The 17,861-nt window shown below is 35.9% G+C and carries 17 protein-coding genes; 10 read left to right on the plus strand and 7 right to left on the minus strand.

Going from position 1 to position 17,861, the window contains the following annotated elements; translation table 11 throughout:
* Positions 1 to 372: a response regulator transcription factor gene (locus OPU68_RS16490; protein ID WP_498475044.1), complete on the plus strand. Its 372-nt coding sequence runs from the start codon at positions 1 to 3 to the stop codon at positions 370 to 372.
* A gap of 52 nt (positions 373 to 424) precedes the next feature.
* On the opposite strand, the gene OPU68_RS16495 is transcribed toward OPU68_RS16490, so the two are convergent.
* Entirely contained in the window at positions 425 to 1,258 is an 834-nt protein-coding gene (locus tag OPU68_RS16495; RefSeq protein WP_498475045.1) for an aldo/keto reductase, read from the minus strand.
* A gap of 126 nt (positions 1,259 to 1,384) precedes the next feature.
* On the opposite strand from OPU68_RS16495, the gene OPU68_RS16500 reads away from it, so the two are divergent.
* The gene (locus OPU68_RS16500) at positions 1,385 to 2,110 is read left to right on the plus strand and encodes a shikimate dehydrogenase family protein (protein ID WP_498475046.1); all 726 of its coding nucleotides are present in this window, start codon (positions 1,385 to 1,387) and stop codon (positions 2,108 to 2,110) included.
* A gap of 1 nt (position 2,111) precedes the next feature.
* Here the strand turns inward: OPU68_RS16500 and OPU68_RS16505 are convergent, their stop codons facing one another.
* The gene (locus OPU68_RS16505; RefSeq protein WP_498475047.1) at positions 2,112 to 2,597 is read right to left on the minus strand and encodes a DNA-deoxyinosine glycosylase; all 486 of its coding nucleotides are present in this window, start codon (positions 2,595 to 2,597) and stop codon (positions 2,112 to 2,114) included.
* Positions 2,598 to 3,971 carry a D-alanyl-D-alanine carboxypeptidase/D-alanyl-D-alanine endopeptidase gene (dacB, locus tag OPU68_RS16510; protein WP_498475048.1) on the minus strand — a complete coding sequence of 458 codons (1,374 nt, stop codon included), beginning with the start codon at positions 3,969 to 3,971 and terminating at the stop codon, positions 2,598 to 2,600.
* Positions 3,972 to 4,056: 85 nt separating this feature from the next.
* On the opposite strand from dacB, the gene trhA reads away from it, so the two are divergent.
* Entirely contained in the window at positions 4,057 to 4,758 is a 702-nt protein-coding gene (trhA, locus tag OPU68_RS16515; RefSeq protein WP_498475049.1) for a PAQR family membrane homeostasis protein TrhA, read from the plus strand.
* 2 nt (positions 4,759 to 4,760) lie between these two features.
* Here the strand turns inward: trhA and OPU68_RS16520 are convergent, their stop codons facing one another.
* Together OPU68_RS16520 and OPU68_RS16525 are read right to left on the minus strand one after the other, a co-directional pair.
* A complete protein-coding gene (locus tag OPU68_RS16520; RefSeq protein WP_498475050.1) occupies positions 4,761 to 5,009 on the minus strand; it encodes a hypothetical protein in 249 nt (82 codons plus the stop codon).
* A gap of 328 nt (positions 5,010 to 5,337) precedes the next feature.
* Complete coding sequence (locus tag OPU68_RS16525; RefSeq protein WP_498475051.1) at positions 5,338 to 6,234, minus strand: choice-of-anchor J domain-containing protein; 897 nt, start codon at positions 6,232 to 6,234, stop codon at positions 5,338 to 5,340.
* A gap of 150 nt (positions 6,235 to 6,384) precedes the next feature.
* Here OPU68_RS16525 and pruA point away from each other — a divergent pair, with 150 nt between their 5' ends.
* Entirely contained in the window at positions 6,385 to 8,010 is a 1,626-nt protein-coding gene (gene pruA, locus OPU68_RS16530; protein WP_498475052.1) for an L-glutamate gamma-semialdehyde dehydrogenase, read from the plus strand.
* Between the two features lie 114 nt (positions 8,011 to 8,124).
* On the plus strand, positions 8,125 to 8,730 hold the full coding sequence (pncA, locus tag OPU68_RS16535) for a bifunctional nicotinamidase/pyrazinamidase (protein WP_498475053.1): 606 nt from the start codon (positions 8,125 to 8,127) through the stop codon (positions 8,728 to 8,730).
* A gap of 291 nt (positions 8,731 to 9,021) precedes the next feature.
* Here pncA and OPU68_RS16540 read toward each other — a convergent pair whose 3' ends face one another.
* Complete coding sequence (locus OPU68_RS16540) at positions 9,022 to 9,537, minus strand: DUF421 domain-containing protein (RefSeq protein WP_498475054.1); 516 nt, start codon at positions 9,535 to 9,537, stop codon at positions 9,022 to 9,024.
* 143 nt (positions 9,538 to 9,680) lie between these two features.
* Here OPU68_RS16540 and OPU68_RS16545 point away from each other — a divergent pair, with 143 nt between their 5' ends.
* Positions 9,681 to 10,073 (plus strand): nuclear transport factor 2 family protein, encoded by a 393-nt coding sequence (locus OPU68_RS16545; RefSeq protein ID WP_498475055.1) that lies wholly within the window; start codon positions 9,681 to 9,683, stop codon positions 10,071 to 10,073.
* A gap of 24 nt (positions 10,074 to 10,097) precedes the next feature.
* Positions 10,098 to 10,673 carry a tetratricopeptide repeat protein gene (locus OPU68_RS16550; RefSeq protein ID WP_498475056.1) on the plus strand — a complete coding sequence of 192 codons (576 nt, stop codon included), beginning with the start codon at positions 10,098 to 10,100 and terminating at the stop codon, positions 10,671 to 10,673.
* A 51-nt stretch (positions 10,674 to 10,724) separates the two neighbouring features.
* Here OPU68_RS16550 and OPU68_RS16555 read toward each other — a convergent pair whose 3' ends face one another.
* Positions 10,725 to 11,894, minus strand: a complete 1,170-nt coding sequence (locus OPU68_RS16555; RefSeq protein WP_498475057.1) for a proline dehydrogenase family protein — start codon at positions 11,892 to 11,894, stop codon at positions 10,725 to 10,727.
* A gap of 223 nt (positions 11,895 to 12,117) precedes the next feature.
* Here OPU68_RS16555 and OPU68_RS16560 point away from each other — a divergent pair, with 223 nt between their 5' ends.
* From OPU68_RS16560 to OPU68_RS16570, 3 genes are all read left to right on the plus strand, one after another.
* Complete coding sequence (locus tag OPU68_RS16560; RefSeq protein ID WP_498475058.1) at positions 12,118 to 13,713, plus strand: helix-turn-helix domain-containing protein; 1,596 nt, start codon at positions 12,118 to 12,120, stop codon at positions 13,711 to 13,713.
* A 124-nt stretch (positions 13,714 to 13,837) separates the two neighbouring features.
* Positions 13,838 to 14,857: a tetratricopeptide repeat protein gene (locus tag OPU68_RS16565; protein WP_498475059.1), complete on the plus strand. Its 1,020-nt coding sequence runs from the start codon at positions 13,838 to 13,840 to the stop codon at positions 14,855 to 14,857.
* A gap of 106 nt (positions 14,858 to 14,963) precedes the next feature.
* On the plus strand, positions 14,964 to 17,840 hold the full coding sequence (locus OPU68_RS16570) for a choice-of-anchor J domain-containing protein (protein ID WP_498475060.1): 2,877 nt from the start codon (positions 14,964 to 14,966) through the stop codon (positions 17,838 to 17,840).
* Positions 17,841 to 17,861 lie beyond the last annotated feature (21 nt).

Below are 17,861 nucleotides of genomic sequence, written 5' to 3' on the forward strand. Positions count from 1 at the left end.
ATGTCAAAAAAAATAGTAGTCGTAGATGATAGCCCAGCCATTTTGGATTCAGTTAAACTGATGCTGAATATGGAAGGTTATGAGGTGGACAATTACGAAAGAGGTTCTGAAATGTTTAATGCACTTTCAACTTCTTCCAAACCAGATGTCATACTGATGGATATGTGGCTTTCCGGAGAAGATGGCCGAGATATATGTAAAATGATAAAGCAACACGCTGAATTTAAAAATATTCCTGTTGTGATAATGTCTGCCAGCCGTGGTTTGGGAGACACTGCAATAGAAAGCGGCGCCATAGATTTTATTCCAAAACCTTTTGACCTTGGAGAAATCGTAGAAAAGATAAGATATTATTCAGAAAAAGCTGTATAATAAATAAAAAGAGCAGTTTAATTTTAAGCTGCTCTTTTTTAATTTAATTGATTTAAAAATCAACCGTTTCTGGATTCAAACCGGAAAAACCTGTTTGTTCTAAATTTTTTAAAGCTTTCATATCATCTTCAGAAATTTTAAATCTTTCAAAATGAAGATTGTTTTTAATATTTTCAGGATTTTCTGATTTTGGTAAAACAACAACACCCGATTGCAGACAAAACTGAATGCATAAAATAGCAGGTGAAACACCATAATGATCTGCAACATTTTTAAGATCCTGATCTTTCAATAATCTTCCGGAACCAATTGGGCTCCAAGCTTCGATTACAATCCCATTCTCTTTAGAATAATTTACCGTCTCTTCCTGAGTATATCCAGGATGGAATTCGATTTGGTTAACTGCCGGAATGACTTCTGCTGTTTCCAAAAGTGCTTCCAACTGAGACTTAGTAAAATTGCAAACACCAATAGTCTTCACAACGCCAGATTTGTATAATTCTTCCATCGCTATCCACGTTTCCGCATTGATCTCTTTCCAGTTATCAAATTGTTTCGCATTTGCCGGCCAATGAATCAGAAGAAGATCGAGATAATCTGTTCTTAGCTTTTTTAGGGATTGTTCTAAAGACTTTTTTACGCCCTGAGTACTTCTGTTGCTGTTCCAAATCTTAGTTGTAATGTAAAGATTTTTTCTGTCGATCCCAGATTTTTCTATCGCTTCACCTATTTCGGCTTCGTTTCCGTAGATATCTGCGGTGTCAATATGCGTGTATCCGGCTTCTAAAGCCAATTTTAAAGTTTTCTGAACGCTCTCCGTCGTTTGCCAGGTTCCAAAACCAATTTCAGGGATTTCGGTTCCGTTATTTAGAATGACTTGTTTCATTTTATATAATTTTTATTTCTGAAAGCCAAAATTACGCCATGAGAAACAGATATTAAAATAATTCAACTGATGCAAGAATCAAAAAATAATGATGATAATTATACCGATATTTTATAAATTTGAACTATGGAAAAACAGGAATTCGGATTGCTGGGAAAGAATATTTCTTACTCATTTTCAAAAAAGTACTTTGAGGAAAAATTCAAAAAACTATTTTTAAAAAACCATTCATACAACTTTTTTGATATTTCTGAAATTGAAGGTTTGAAATCAATAATAGAAAATCAGAATCTTGTCGGGATGAATGTCACGATTCCTTACAAACAGACAATTATTCCGTTCCTTGATGAATTGAGCGAAGAAGCTGCACAAATCGGCGCTGTGAATTGTGTAAGTTTACAAAACGGTAAAAAGGTGGGTCACAATACAGATGCTTTCGGTTTTGAAAAGACGCTGCTTATTAATAAGAAAGACCATCATAAAAAAGCACTCGTTCTGGGAGATGGCGGCGCTGCAAAAGCTGTGAGATATATTCTTGATAAGCATAATATTGGACACAAAACCGTATCCAGAAAATCCGAAATCAATTTTGAAAATCTTTCAGAAGATTTGGTGAGAGATTCATTATTAATTATCCAAACTACGCCGGTCGGAACTTTCCCGAATGTAGATGATTGTGTTCCGTTTCCGTTTGACGCAATTACGGATCAACATTATGTGATCGATCTGATTTATAACCCATCAGAAACGGCTTTCCTTAGAAAATCCGCAGAAAAAGGCGCAACAACTTTGAACGGTTTTTATATGCTGGAGCAACAGGCTGAGAAAGCTTGGACGATTTGGAAGAGTTAATTTATAAATAATCCTTAATCACCTTCCAACTCTCCAGTTTCGCCTCAAACTTAACCGTATGAAGCGGGCTTGTAGAAGGCAAAACTATAATCGGAATTTTAAAATTTTTACCAAGGATTTTTGTGAGATTTTTATAAGACTTTTGTCCGTTGCAAAATATCACTTTAATTTTTGGATGATTTTCAATTAATTCGGAAATGTTATTGTCGATTTCAGCCTTAATTTCAGTGTCACTACTACCTTTTCGTTCACAACTTTCTATGACATCCCAAAGTGCAATATTATTATCTTTTATTAGATTAATTCTGGTTTTATAATCATCAGAAAATTCCTCATCAAAAAGCTGAAACATAATTCTCCAAAATTGGTTCTGCGGAAACGCATAATATTGCTGCATTTGCAAAGATTTTGCGCCAGGCATTGATCCAAGAATCAATATTCCGGAATTCGCATCTACAATTGGCGGAAAGGAATTAATTCTGTTCATTTATTTCAAATTATCTAAAATCTTAAACAAAGCATTGCTGATGTTACCGCCCTGATAATTATTAAGAATAACAGAAAACACATAGTTTTTCCCACTTTTAGAAGTCTGATAACCCGCAAAAGACTTGCTGTCCTTGATGGTTCCGCTTTTCATTTTGATGCCGTTTTGTGTAGGGAATCCTTCATAAAAAGCGTCAAACCAATTTTGTTTTTTGGAATATAACAAAGCCTGAACCTGCGCTTTTGCAGAAACATAATTCTGTGGCGAAAGTCCGCTTCCATCAGCGAAATTGATCATATTTGGATTGATTCCTTTCGATTTCCAAAAGTCTTTAAGAAAGTCAATGCCGGTTTCAAAACTTGGATTGTTGCGCTTTTCTTTTGCCATGGTTTTGATCATAGTTTCTGCGTAAAGATTGATACTTTTCCGCATCAGCCAATAAACGATTTTATCTAAAGTTGGCGATTTGTATTCAAGAATGACATTTGTTGTCGGCGCTTTTGAAACTGATTTCCCTTCCAGTTTTTCATTGTAATAAGTGGTCACCTTCCCGGAAACAGAAATTCCGTTTTCGTCCAGCAATTTTTTAATTTCAACTGCCAGCTGCATTGGTGGATTTGGCGTTGCGCCCGAAACAGTCGTAACTTTTCCCGAAGGTAAAGTTCCATTAATCATCGCTGTTTCGGAATGCGGCGCCGTGAAGATCAGACTTTGGTCAGAGCTTCCGCCGGTTTTCAGTTCATTGATCCAATCGACATTTTCAAGATCATAAGAATAAGTCATGATTTGATTTCCATTGATATTAATATCAAACTGATTCTCTCTCCAATTCACACCAAAAGTTCCTGCCCCATAATAATTCCCGAGATCATTCCAAGGCCAACCGCCGGGCGTACTTTGAAAATCGAAATAAGAGTCATCAACGATTAGGTTGCCTGATATTTTCTTGATTCCAGATTTGTTGATGGCTGCCAATAATTGTTGTTTGAAATTCTCCGGTTTGTAGTTCTCGTAACGCCAAGTTCCCAAAGTTGGATCACCATTGGAAGTGATGTAAAAATCGCCATCCAAAGTTCCATTTGATATTTTCCCGGAGTATGAAGCTGTAGTTTTGAACTGATAATTCTTCCCAAGCGTTTCCAATGCTGCAGCTGAAGTAAAAATCTTTTGCGTACTGGCTGTAGAATGTCCTTTGTTCCCATTATATTCATAAATCAGATTTCCATTTTCATCCGACACATAAAAAGAAAGATTGGCTGACAAAGCGTTGGAAGTTGACAGCATTTCTTTGACAGATTTGTCCAGATCAGCAGAAACGGATTGTGAAAAATACGTTTGTGAAATAATAAATGGAATTAAAAGGAAATACTTCATTCTGATTTTTCATCAAAACTAATGATTTTTAAGCTTGAAGTCAAGATTAAAACTTCAAGTTTATCAACTCTAAACAATTAAATTCATGTTAAAACCAGAATCAACTTTCACTACAAAAAGTTTATTAATTAACTTTGATAAAAATCAAAACATGCCGAAGAAGAATCGAAAAAAAGAAGAACTGTACAATGTCATCACACACGGTTTCGGCATGGTCTTGTCGCTTGTTGCTTTGATTCTGATGATTTATTATTCTGTTATTAGTGAAAATGTAATTGCTATTGCTTCATCATTAGTTTTTGGAATTAGCTTAATTCTGCTCTACTCTGCTTCCACCATCTATCACGCTGTTTACAAACTAAAATGGAAAAAGATCTGGCAAAAAATAGATCATCTCAGTATTTATCTTCTTATCGCCGGAACTTATACGCCTATTGCTTTATTAGGTTTGAAGGGCGTTTGGGGCTGGAGTATGTTTGGACTGATCTGGGGAATGGCCTTGATTGGATTTATCTTCAAATTTTCTCCGCTCCGAAACAATGAGAAGATATCACTTTCGCTTTACGCGTTGATGGGTTGGGCGTCCATTATTGCTATCAAACCGATGATTGAGAATCTTTCTACCGGCGCATTATCATTCATTATTCTTGGTGGATTGTGCTACACTTTCGGGATTTATTTTTATGCTAAAGATAGGAAGCCATTTTACCATCCCATTTGGCACTTGTTCGTTTTAGGGGGCAGCATTATGCATTTTTGTGCGATATTCTTTTTTATTCTTCCTTAGATTTAATCACAATTACCATTACAAAGAATGGCGTCATTCACATCTTGGGATGTGAAGATATATTTTTTTTCAGAATAATTTTTTTCCGGAAATGTAGTCATCAGATTTTTATCGTCCAAAAAATTATATTTTGAATTGATTGATCTATCAAAAATGTTATATTTCTCATTTCCAAAGATCACTTTTACGGAATCTGCTATATAAATTACACTGTCAGCAGGCACTTCAAGTGTTGAAACTTTTTGATTCAAAGATTTAGAAGTTCGAATGATTCTTTCAAATCTATTTCCCCCTCTGTAATTAATTATTTTTTATTGGCAATGAGGTGTCATTTTGATAAATCATAGTGCCATAAGAAATTTCTCCCCTGTCTGTTGGTTCTGTACAACTATAAAGAAATATAGGTATTAAAATATATAATAATATATTTATTTTAAAACTATCTTGTTTGCCAATATTGAAATGTATCATTTAAATAATCTTTTGAGTTTGTAGAGGATCGACTTGTTCTTGAATTTATTTTGATAAAAAAAACCTTTCATATATATGAAAGGTTTTAAAATAAATATTTTATGAATACTATTTTTTAATGAATTTGTGAGTGGTGGAACCTGTTTCGGTACTCACTTTCAACACATAAGTTCCTTTTTGAAGATCCTGAACGTTTACTTTGTTATCAGAAGATACAGCTACGTTTCTTACCAATTTACCTGAAAGATCGTAGATATCAGCAGAATTGATTGTAGCATTAACATCGATATTCAACACCTCCGCAGTTGGGTTTGGATAGATTGAAACTGCTTTTTTAGTTACATCAGAAACCGATTGAGTTGGAACAATACCTACAACTTTGAAATCATCTACAAGTAATGCAAACTGGTCATCAGAAACACATTGAATAGCGATATAAACATCTTTTCCTGCGTATGCATCCAAGTTAAAGCTATATTGTACATATTCAACCAAAGGCTCAGTCACGACTAATGCTGTATTTACTTTAGTAAAACTTGCAATATTAGTATCTGTTGTAGAAACTAATACATTGAATTTTTCCTCACCATATAATTCATTAATTGGTTTTGCCCAGAACGATACGACATTAGCTGAAGTTCCTAATTTAACTTGTGGACTAATTAGCCAGTCATTATTCCAAGGCGCCGAAGTTGCGTTGAAACATGCCATCACTTTATTTCCAGAATAAGCATCAAATTGCGCACTTGTTGGTACAGTAGGCGTAATTCCTTGCTTATTAAAAACAATAAATGCTTTTGGAACAGCTTGATTCGGAAATTGAGATCCGTTAATTGTATAGGAATTTTTCAAATCTATATCTCTTACCGTCCAGTTTCCCATAGTACCATTTGTGTACGCAAAATCTGTGTAAGTCTCAAAACTATCTTCGAAAATAACAGTTTGTGCGTTCATTGAATTGAAAGCCAATGCTAAAGCACTAGCAAAAAGTAATTTTTTAATCATAATAAATTTATTTTATTGCCTCAAAAATAGGGATAATTATTTAGTAATGACGAAACTTTAACATTCTTGCAAATCTGCAAATAACAATCTTATTAATTTTAGTATTAATTTTTTAGGTTGTAAATTTGGGGAAATTAAAAATTTAAATTTATGTCTAAAGCCATTTCTCAAGTGCCTTTTGCACAAAACGAACCCGTAAATTCTTATGTTCCAGGTTCCGACGAGGTAAAAAGCCTTATTTCTACTTACAAAAAGATGTGGAAAGAAAAAACCGAAATCCCAATGGTAATCGGTGGAAAAGATATCAAAACAGACAAAAAAATAAAACTGAGCTCGCCTCAGGATCATCAGCACGATTTCGGATTCTATTATGAAGGCAATATGTCACACGTAGATCAGGCGATTGAATCTGCTTTGGCAGCAAAATCAAAATGGAATGCTTTAGGCTGGGAGCACAGAGCTGCAATTTTCTTAAAAGCAGCTGATCTTTTGGCTGGACCTTACAGAGATGTAATCAACGCTGCGACGATGATTGGGCAATCCAAAAATGTACATCAGGCAGAGATCGACGCAGCTTGTGAATTCATAGATTTCTTGCGTTTCAATGTAGAGTTTATGACAGATCTATATTCCGAGCAGCCAGTTTCTGACGCTGGAATCTGGAATCGTGTAGAATACAGACCTTTGGAAGGTTTCTGTTTCGCCGTAACGCCTTTCAACTTTACAGCAATCTCCGGAAACTTGCCAGCTTGTATGGCAATGATGGGAAATGTTGTGGTTTGGAAACCATCTGACAAGCAAATCTATTCTGCAAAAGTAATTATGGACGTTTTGAAAGAAGCAGGACTTCCGGATGGCGTGATTAATATGATCTTTACTGATGGCAAAGAAACTGCTGAGAAAGTTTTGGCGCATAAAGAATTTGCAGGATTACACTTCACAGGCTCTACAAAAGTCTTCCAGGGAATGTGGAAAATGATAGGTGACAATATTCACAACTACAAATCTTACCCAAGAATCGTTGGAGAAACTGGCGGAAAAGACTTTGTAATGGTGCATCCGTCTGCAAACATCGAAGCGGTTGCAACTGGTTTGGTAAGAGGTGCTTTCGAATATCAAGGTCAAAAATGTTCTGCAGCTTCCAGAGCTTACGTTCCAAAATCCATTTGGAATGAAGTAAAAGCGGCGATGGAAGCTCAAATGAAAACGATTAAAATCGGTTCTCCTGAAGATCCTTCCAACTTCGTGAATGCTGTGATCGACAAAAATTCCTTTGAAAAATGCAAAGGTTACATCGACAGAGCAGAACTTGCAAGTGATGCGACCGTCGTAATCGGTGGAAAATACGACGACAAAAAAGGCTGGTTTGTACATCCAACAGTTATCGAAACCATCAATCCTTATTACGAAAGTATTGTTGAGGAAATCTTCGGACCAATTCTGACTGTTTTTGTTTACGAAGACGAAAACTGGGAAGATACTTTGAAGTTGGTTGACACTTCAACTCAATATTCTTTGACAGGATCTATTTTTGCACAAGATAGATATGCAATTGATGAGGCTTACAAAGCTTTGGAAAATGCTTCCGGGAATTTCTATATCAACGACAAACCTACGGGTGCAGTAGTTGGTCAGCAGCCATTTGGAGGTTCTAGAGCATCAGGAACCAATGACAAAGCAGGTTCCAAAATGAACTTGACGCGTTGGGTTTCCGTTAGAAGTATCAAAGAAACTTTTGTTTCTCCAAAAGATTATAAATATCCATATTTAGGGTAATTTTAAAATAAATCAAGTCAAATTGTCATTCCGCAGGAATCTAAACGTTAATTTTCTAATTGGCAAGATTCTTTCAGAATGGCAATTTGTATTTATAAACAAAATTAATAACAAATGAAAAAGGCATTAATAATAGTTGACGTTCAAAATGATTTTTGCGAAGGTGGTGCTTTAGCCGTTCCAGAAGCCAATAACATCATTCCATATATCAACGGTCTGACGGAGGACAATCAATACGATGAAATCATCCTGACGCAGGATTGGCATCCCGCAAATCACAAAAGTTTCGCATCCAACAACGGAAAAAACGTTGGCGAAACTATCAATCTAAATGGTGTCTCTCAATTTATGTGGCCGGATCATTGCGTTCAGGGAACTTTTGGTGCAGAATTCCATCCGGATCTTAATCGTGAAAAGGTAACACACATTATTCAGAAAGGAAAAAATGTCGAGATAGACAGCTACAGCGGTTTCCAGGATAACAATCATTTTATGAAAACAGGATTGGAGGATTATTTGAAATACCACGACATTCAGTTGGTCGAAATTGTTGGTTTGGCTTTGGATTATTGCGTGAAATTCACTGCGATTGATGCTTTCAATGCTGGATTTATCACTTGTTTACATTTTAATGGGACAAAAGCGGTGAACGTAAGACCAGACAGTGCGAAAAATACGATTTACGATTTGGTTGAGAAAGGAATCACTATTTTAGCTTAAATTTTAAAATTAAACATTTGCGAGCCTGGAATCTGGATGAAATATTATGAATGAGACATTACAAACTTTCTTATTAATTATAATTTTTATAATTGGATTTGGCTTTTCTGTGTTTGAACTCTTCAATATAGAACGAAATTTGAAAAGCAAAAAATTTAAGAATAGAAGAAAAGGTTATAGAGATTTGAAAATTGTAGGTGATACTAATTTTTTACAACTATCAATAGAAATGACTTTGGCTTTCTTCAGGAAAATATTTTAATGGTAAGACTGGAAATTTCCAGTCTTTTTTTATGGATTAAATTTCCGTTTAATTCTAGTTTTATGTCTTGAATAATGAGTTTGTTCGGTATTTTTATCTACCGAAATCACACTGATATTTCCATCAACTTCCAGAATTGCAAGCTTTACATCCGAGATATTTTCCATTCCGTGTTCGTGAACCGACTCAAGAATTTCATCTTCCGAAATCTGTACTTTCTTCAGATTAAATAAAACCAGTTTACCATCTTTAACTAAAATGTAAGGCTGATCTTCTATCAATTCTTTGACAAACTTACTTTTAAAGATAAATTTTTTGACAATAAAATTAGCTACAAACAAAACCAAAGCAGCAACAATTGCGCCTTGTAGACTGCTGTTCGAGCCAACCATCGCATTTTGGACAGCATTACTTATCAGTAATAAAAGAATGACATCGCCCGCATTAAGCTGTGATAATTGATTTTTACCAAAAACTCTTACAGCAATTACCATAAAAAAGTAAACAGCAAGCGAACGAACAACGATGTCAAGAATTGGATCCAAGGTTAAAAAATTTATTAATTAAAGATAGAAAATAAGTTCAATAAGAATTCATACGAAACTTCATTATCTTTGAATTAGAAATTAATATTATAATTATGATCAAGAAATTATTAATAGCATTAAGTTTTTTAACCGTATCACTTATGTTTTCACAAAAAAACAATGACCAAAAGGCTATTTCCGACGCTTCAGAAAAATTGAGACTAGCAATGATAAGTGGCGACAAAACCGTTTTAGAATCTCTAATTCTCCCCGAACTCACTTACGGACATTCCAACGGTCACATTGATAATGCAAAAGAATTCGTAGAAAAACTGGTCAGCAAACAATCCAATTTCCTGACTATCGAAAACACAAATCAATTCATCCAAATTGTTGATAATACAGCAATTGTTAGAAATCATTTGTTCGCCAAAACTGCAGATCTTGGAAAAGAACCCAGCGAAGTGAGTCTGGATATTTTATATGTTTGGTACAAGACTAAAAGTGGGTGGAAATTGTTGGCGAGGCAGGCTGTGAAGAATGAGAAGAAGTAATTTATCGTAATGATTTAAATAAAAATGGATTTAACAGAAAAGCAGATTTCAGAATTTAATAATTTTTATAGTAAGGGTTGTTCATTACAAAAAGGAATAATTTTACTTGATGGTTACAGACCAAAAAGTCTTGGTTTTTTTTCGAAATTAAGAGCCAAAAAAGCAATTAATAATTTTGAAAAAGCCCTAGAAATTTATCCAATAAGTTGGCAATCATTATTTTTTATTGGCAAAATTTATCAGAGATTGAAAGATTATGAAAAATCTTTACTATTTCTTGAAAAAGCGATGTTATATGAGACTGAAAATTACGTACTTCCTCAAGAAGCGTCACTAGTTTGTATGCATTTGCATCAAATAGAAAAGGCTATCGAATATTCAAAATTGTCAATTAAAATAAATCCTGAAAATTTTGCATTACTTGGAAATCATGCGATGAATTTACTAGTTGCTGAATTTGATGATGAAGCTAAAGAGATAATAAAAAAAGCTCTATTATTAAATCCAGAAGATAAAATCAATAAAAGCATTAAACAGAAAATTGAAAATGTAATTTTAAAAAAAGAAAAAAGACCAAATTTTTCTGATGCAATCAAATAACTTATAAATGATTATAACCATTCAAAAAAATCCGCCTCACAGCGGATTTTTCTATTTCGATTTTCTTCTTTTCAACTCTTTATCAATTAGTCCCAATTCCCGTCCGGTTTGTCCGGCAACTGAGGTATTTTCCTGAGCACGTCTCGTAAGATACGGAACCACATCTTTTACAGGTCCATAAGGCAGATATTTCGCGACATTGTAATGTTTGTCGGCAAGATAATAAGTAATGTTGTCACTCATCCCATAAAGCTGGCCAAAATAGATGTGCGGATTGTTGTGCTCCAAATTGTTAGCCTGCATTTTATCCATCACCAACTCGGAGGATTTCTCGTTATGCGTTCCGAAGAAGGCTGAAACTTTATCCAGATTTGCCATCACAAAATCAATTCCCGCGTTGTAATTATCATCGGAAGCTTGCTTGGTTGGTTGGATTGGGTCTGGGTAATTTTGCTCCTCGGCGCGTTTTCTTTCCTTCTCCATATAAGCGCCACGAACAATCTTATAACCAATGAAATAGCCTTTTTCTTTAGCTCTTTCAAGATGTGCGTTCATATATTCCAAACGGCGGGTTCTGTACATTTGGATGGTGTTCCAAACGATGGGTTTTTCCTGGTTGTACTTTTCCATCATTTCTTCACAAAGTTGGTCGGCGGCGTCTTGCATCCAGGATTCTTCGGCGTCAACCATTACTTTTTTGTTGTTCTCGAAACAGAGTTTGCAGACTTCGTCGAAACGCGTCACTACCCTATTCCATTCTTCTTTTTGGCTGGTGGTGAGTTCTTTGCCTTTTCCTACCTCTTCATAAATATTAATTCTTCCAAAAGCTGTCGGTTTGAAAACGATAAACGGAATCGCTGGATTTCCTACTGAAAATCTGATGATATCTTTGATTTCCTTGCAAACCGCATCAAAAACTTCCTCTTCTTCTTTTCCTTCTATCGAGTAATCGAAAATGCTTCCAACGCCACGTTTGAACATCTGTTTTACGACAGACATACTTTCTTCCCGCGTTTCACCACCACAAAACTGCTCGAACAAAGTTTGCTTCACGATGCCGTCCACGAACGGGAAGTTGTTCTTAACTGTGAAATTAAGCAGTGAAACGCCAATATTCGTCAATGCAGGTTGTTCGATGGCCTTGAACATCCAATACGCTTTTCTCAGCTGAGCATCCGTTTTATCGGCAAATGCGAGCTTTGTATCGTTGAAAATACTCATTCTTAGAATTTGTCCCAAAAGTAAATATTATTTCGTTTTGAAAATGAATTTTAAAGCTAAATTTTGTCATCATTTAATCTTTAAACGTCCGACTCTATTTTTGAAAATTACATAAAATTTGATTTATAAAATCCAATCTTTCAGAATTAACAAAAATATCACTTTGATCCTGTGAAAAAATATTATTTCTGATCTTATCTTTGTAAATTATATCTTTGCTGAGATGAGATTGAGGAATGCGTTTTTAAAACAAAGGATTCTATTTGCCAACAAGTTTATTTTTCTGCTGATGCTGACTTGTGGAAGTGTTATGTTTTCTCAAAAACAGTCGGAAACTGAAGATATTTATAAAAATGCGTTGGAAAATCTGTACACTCAACCGGAAAAGACGATTACAGTTTCCGAATATCTTTCAATCAATGCAGATTCTGACGAAGAACGATCCAAGGCTTTGAACCTAAAAGCTGAAGCCCAGATCTTGCAGGGAAATTACATTGTCGCACTAAACGCACTTTTGGAATCCCTTCATTTAAATACCTTAAATGAAGATTCTACAGAGCTTTTGCGAACCAATCTGATTCTCAGTGACCTTTACAGAAAATTAGGAATTATACCAAAAGCGGAAGAACGACTGAATCTGGTTGAAAAAAAAATTAATTATAATCTGAATGACATTCCTGAAAAAATCAGATTTTACATTGATTTTCTTACGACAAAATCGATATTGCTTTGTGAACAAAAAAAGTATAGTGACGCTGTAAAAATCCTGGATATTGATCTGCTGAAAAAGTTTGCAAACCAATTTCCCTATCAAGTTTCCCAATCTTACAGTCAACTGGCGAAGGCTTATTGGATGAATCGGCAGTGGGACAAGTCTTTACATTTTGCCGAAAAAGCCTTGCAACTTTCTGAAAAATCTGGTTTGGAAGAAAACTTTATCGCTTATGCCAAGTTAGATGTTGCAAAAGCAAATTTTATTAAAAAAAACAGACAGCAATATCTTGCTAAGATTCCAAAACTTCTCATTTTGTCTGAAAAAGTGAATGACATCGTTTTGAAGAAAAACATTCACCAGTTTTTGGCAGATGTTTACTTATCTGAAGGTAATAATACCAATTATCAGTTACATAACTTGAAATATCTTTCACTTAATGAATCCATCAATTCGGCTCAGCAAAAAGCCAGTGACCTCATACTTTCGCTTACGGAGAGCGACCTGAAGACAAAGGACGATAAGCAGTACAAAACCAATCATATTTTAATCTGGGTGATCGGACTCGCTGTAGTTATACTTGGTCTGGTATTTTGGTTTAGGCTCAGAACGCGGCAAAACTATAATTACTACAAAGAATATATCAGCAAGCTGAAAAAAACTCAGAAAGAAGCGGAAATAATGATTCCAAGTGACGAACCTGCAGAGGAAATCTCCAAAGTCCCGCAGTTTATTCCTGAAAAAACCGAGCAGATTATCTTGGAAAAACTGCTCGCCTTCGAGAAAGGAAAAGATTTTACCAAAAAAAATCTTACCTTACAATCTATGGCAAAAGAACTGGATACCAATACAAGATATCTTTCGGAAATTGTAAATAAACACAAACAGAAAAACTTCAATTTGTATATCAATGAATTGAGAATCAATTATATTATCAATAAGCTCCGTTATGAACCTTCTTTTCTAAACTATAAAATAAGTTATCTTGCAGAGGAAAGCGGATTTTCTTCCCATACTTCGTTTTCCACCGTTTTTAAAACCGTAACAGGAATTCCTCCTAAAGAATTCATCAACTTTATCAAAAAAGAACTTTCCACAGCCCATTGATCATGAAAATTTTTATTCATAAAATAAAAATGTATTAATAGCCGTAGGTGTTCTTTTGATCATTAATTCACAGCCGCTCTCAGCACAAAAGACGAAAGAACCACATTTGGACTCCCTGTTTCTGATGATGAACTCGAATCCTGACAAGGTGATCATTCTTGGGAAAGAGCTTTATAAAAAATATAAGGGAAATCCAAAAATGGAAATCTCTATCCTCACAATTATCGGCAGCAGCTATTCTGTGAAAAAGGATTATGAAAAAGCGATAGAATATGCCTTTAAAACAAGAGAGATCTCCCAGAAAATTAATGATTATCCCACGCAGATACAGGTAGCAGGATTCATTGGGGAAAAATACCACAATCTCAACATCTACAGCAAAGCAAAATACTACGCTGATGAGGCTTATGAACTGATAGAAAAACATCCTCTGCCCAAATCCCTGAAGTTTTATAAAGGCAACATTCTTTTTTTAAAAGCGCTAATTTATCGCGACGAACTGGGATGCGATTTTGCCAAAACCTATTACAACAAAGCGCTTGAAGTTTATATACCGGCGATGAAAGACCGGGAAATGCTGCGATTTTCAATAGCGGACATTTATAACGAAATTGGAGGCTGTTATTTGGAAGAGAACAAGTTTGAAGCTGCAAAAACATCCTTTGAAAATTCGCTGAATTATGCTGTGAACGGAGATTTTGCACTTCTTAACGCAGAGAGTCTGGCGGGACTGGGCAGAATTCTTTATTTGCAAAAAGATTATGCGAAAGCAAAACAAGAATTTGATAAAGCCATCCTGATCTTAAAGTCCAACAAAGTAGAAAATGCCAACCCGGATGTCTACAAATATATTTCCGAAAATTATTACGCCCTGAATGATATCGATAATCACACCTTCTATCTGAATCTTTATAAGCAAAAAACGAATACCGATATCAGCGCCAAAAAAAAATCCGTCAACCAAATTATTGTAAAAAAAACAGCTGAGGAAAATTCTATAAATGGCAACAGCGGCAAATATTGGATCATCATCATTCTTTGTATTTTGATAGCTTTGGTTCTTTATCAGATATTCCAAACCAGAAGCAAGATCCGAAAACTGAAAAAACAGATTTCCGAAGACGAAGACAGCTCTACAAGATAATATAATCGCAAAGTTCTTTCAAAAACAGTGAATATTTCTTCATTTTTAAAGTATAAAAATAGGAATTACAGGGCTTCCGTTCTATGTTTGTTGCAAAATGAATTATATGAACAAAGCATTAACTTTTTTCTCTTTGCTCAGCTTTCTATTCACCTTTGGACAGACGGATCCGGTCTCTCTTCCGTACTCCAATGGTTTTGAAACAACAGCTGAACAAAATTACTGGTACAACATCAACACAGGCGCAGGCACTCCCTGGGTGATTACCGATGAAACGAGTACCGTTTACCAGCCTTCTCAGGGTCAATACTATGCCCGGGCACAAAGTGATTATGAAAACGGAGGATCGGCATGGCTGATTTCCAAAGGTATCAAGATCGAAGCAGGGCACAATATTGCGCTTGATTTTGATTACCGCTCCAGTTTGAGTACTACTTTTCCTGTAAAATTAAAAGTAGTATTGAAACAGCAACCCATTCCTACTTTGGAAAATTCTACCGAATTATGGGTGAATGAAGAGATCCAGATCAATACGTATCAAAACGTACACAAAACTTTTGAAGTTCCTCAGACAGGTACTTATTATTTGGCTTTTTACTTTTATCCGGATCCGAATCTGGGCTATTTAAGTCTGGACAATATCAATTTGTATGAAGAATTGTGTCCAAAGCCAATTAATATCAAATCACTTCCCGGCCAGACCAGCGCAAACATCTCTTGGGAATCCGCTTCTGTGCCTGATGCCGGATTTGAATATGTGATACAAAGTCCCGGAACTGGTATTCCTACAGGATCTGGAACTCCGGTTCAAGGTTCATCTGCAGTTGCTCAGAATTTGCAGCCGCAAACACAATATGAGCTTTACCTGAGATCTGTTTGTGCAGGTTCAGTGTATGGAAATTGGTCCGGTCCTGTGACATTTAAAACCTATCCGGCAACAACATCCATTCCTGCAAATTTACCTTACAATGAAAGCTTTGAAGGGGAAAGCCGGTGGACACTTCTGGAACCGGTAGTTGGAAATCAATGGGTAAGAAGTGATTCCGATGCTGGCGGTCTTTATGGACCATCAGACGGCGATTATTACCTGAGACATGATGACATCGATAATAATTCAAATTCCTGGGTGATCTCCAGAGGAATCAATCTTCCGGCGGGGAAAGAAATTACGTTGCAGTTTGATTACAAATCGAGTCAGGATGAGTATTATCCTCAAAAAATGAAAGTGGTGGTAAGCAAGGATGCTTTCCCATCTGGAAATGCGGTCGAGATTTGGGATAACAATTTTATCCAGAATTCAAATTACACGACTGCTACTGTAACATTTACCGTTCCGGAAAATGGTGTTTATTACTTGGGCTATCAAGCCTATTCAGATGCAAACTACGGTTATCTGATGTTTGACAATGTCAAAGTTTCAGACAAAGAATCTTCTCCTTGTGAGTATATTCTTCGTCTAAAAGATTCTGAGGGCGACGGCTGGAACAACAATACAATGAATCTTTACGTGAACGGTGATGCTGTTTTTACAGACCTTACATTACCTATTGGTGACGTATTGGATTTTCCTTTCAAAATAAATTCCGGTGACGCTATTACGACTGTCTGGAACGGCGGAAGCCACAGCGGGTATCAAACCAGTTACGAAATTTTGGATTCAAATGGTCAAGTGGTAGGAAGTGAAAGCCAGCAAAACATCAATACACCAATCATTGCTTCGTGCCCGAACTGCGCAAAACCATCTAAGGTAGTAGCAAACTACGGACAGACGACGGTAGATTTGACTTGGGAGTTCCTTACACAACCGGCAAGTGGATACGAGTATGTCGTACAACCTGTCGGCACCGGAACACCATCATCAGGAATAGCTGTAAGCACTAATTTGACTCACGTAGAAGGTTTGTCTCCGGAAACAGCTTACGAAGTTTATGTAAGATCCAATTGTGGAGAGAACACTTTCAGTTCTTGGTCAGGTCCGGTTTATTTCACGACGTTGCCAAATCCGGGATCAGCCGTTAATTTACCTTACAATTACGGATTTGAAACCGATGACCAGTGGATCACACAATCCATATCAAGAAACAATCAGTGGATGATAGGCCAATCATATCCTGCTACTGGGGAATTTGCCGGCACTCAAAATTTTAATTATTATTTTGATGCTAATTCATGGTATTTCTCCAGAGGACTAAATCTGCAGGGTGGAAAAGAAATTCTTATCAAATTCAAATACAGATCTATAGGAAGCAACGTTCCATTGAGTTTAAGCATTGCCAATAAAGCTTATGCGTTTGTTCAGAAAGACAACATTATCTGGAGCAAAAACGTAAGCAACGACAGGTACGAGGAAGCTATTTTATCTTTCACGCCGCCAACATCGGGTGTTTATTACTTAGGATTCAATTCATTGGCAACTAAGGGAACAACGGCGCTTATAGATGACATTCAGGTATACACCGTAGGCTTGCCAGATGCACCGGAATGTGAATACACTTGCCCGGAAAATAAGACTGTTTATACAAATCCTGGTAATATTGGTGCAGTGGTTAACTATACTTTAAGCTTTGCATGCGAATTATCCTCCACAGGCGTATTTTCAGTATTGACAGAAGGTTTGCCTTCAGGCGCAATTTTCCCTGTAGGAGAAACAACGGTGAAGCATAACCTTATTTTCAACGGAGAGGTTATTGATACTTGCAGCTTTGTTGTGAAAGTAGAAGAGAAACTTGGAACCGCAGACAATACGAAAGATAATGGACTTCAATATTATCCGAATCCAGTTGTTGATAACCTAACAGTAAAAATGAATGGCGACACGATTGATAATATTACAATCTACAATTTTGCAGGAAGCGTGGTAAAATCTGAAAATACCAAAGCTAAAATGGCAAACATTGATATGAGAAATTTACCTTCCGGTGTTTATATAGTGAATGTAAGAACATCCTCCAATGTGAAATCATTCAAAGTGATAAAGAAGTAAGAAAACTCAAATAATTACAAT

The sequence above is a fragment of the Chryseobacterium sp. TB1-D10 genome (assembly GCF_059803555.1).

Excerpts from the sequence above, each read along its gene's own strand:
- OPU68_RS16560 (WP_498475058.1), top strand. The coding sequence starts at position 12,118 with ATGAGATTGAGGAATGCGTTTTTAAAACAAAGGATTCTATTTGCCAAC.
- pruA (WP_498475052.1), top strand. The coding sequence starts at position 6,385 with ATGTCTAAAGCCATTTCTCAAGTGCCTTTTGCACAAAACGAACCCGTA.
- OPU68_RS16550 (WP_498475056.1), top strand. The coding sequence starts at position 10,098 with ATGGATTTAACAGAAAAGCAGATTTCAGAATTTAATAATTTTTATAGT.
- OPU68_RS16495 (WP_498475045.1), bottom strand. The coding sequence starts at position 1,258 with ATGAAACAAGTCATTCTAAATAACGGAACCGAAATCCCTGAAATTGGT.
- OPU68_RS16500 (WP_498475046.1), top strand. The coding sequence starts at position 1,385 with ATGGAAAAACAGGAATTCGGATTGCTGGGAAAGAATATTTCTTACTCA.
- OPU68_RS16490 (WP_498475044.1), top strand. The coding sequence starts at position 1 with ATGTCAAAAAAAATAGTAGTCGTAGATGATAGCCCAGCCATTTTGGAT.
- OPU68_RS16505 (WP_498475047.1), bottom strand. The coding sequence starts at position 2,597 with ATGAACAGAATTAATTCCTTTCCGCCAATTGTAGATGCGAATTCCGGA.
- OPU68_RS16565 (WP_498475059.1), top strand. The coding sequence starts at position 13,838 with ATGATGAACTCGAATCCTGACAAGGTGATCATTCTTGGGAAAGAGCTT.
- OPU68_RS16555 (WP_498475057.1), bottom strand. The coding sequence starts at position 11,894 with ATGAGTATTTTCAACGATACAAAGCTCGCATTTGCCGATAAAACGGAT.
- OPU68_RS16545 (WP_498475055.1), top strand. The coding sequence starts at position 9,681 with ATGTTTTCACAAAAAAACAATGACCAAAAGGCTATTTCCGACGCTTCA.
- OPU68_RS16525 (WP_498475051.1), bottom strand. The coding sequence starts at position 6,234 with ATGATTAAAAAATTACTTTTTGCTAGTGCTTTAGCATTGGCTTTCAAT.
- pncA (WP_498475053.1), top strand. The coding sequence starts at position 8,125 with ATGAAAAAGGCATTAATAATAGTTGACGTTCAAAATGATTTTTGCGAA.
- trhA (WP_498475049.1), top strand. The coding sequence starts at position 4,057 with ATGTTAAAACCAGAATCAACTTTCACTACAAAAAGTTTATTAATTAAC.
- OPU68_RS16570 (WP_498475060.1), top strand. The coding sequence starts at position 14,964 with ATGAACAAAGCATTAACTTTTTTCTCTTTGCTCAGCTTTCTATTCACC.
- dacB (WP_498475048.1), bottom strand. The coding sequence starts at position 3,971 with ATGAAGTATTTCCTTTTAATTCCATTTATTATTTCACAAACGTATTTT.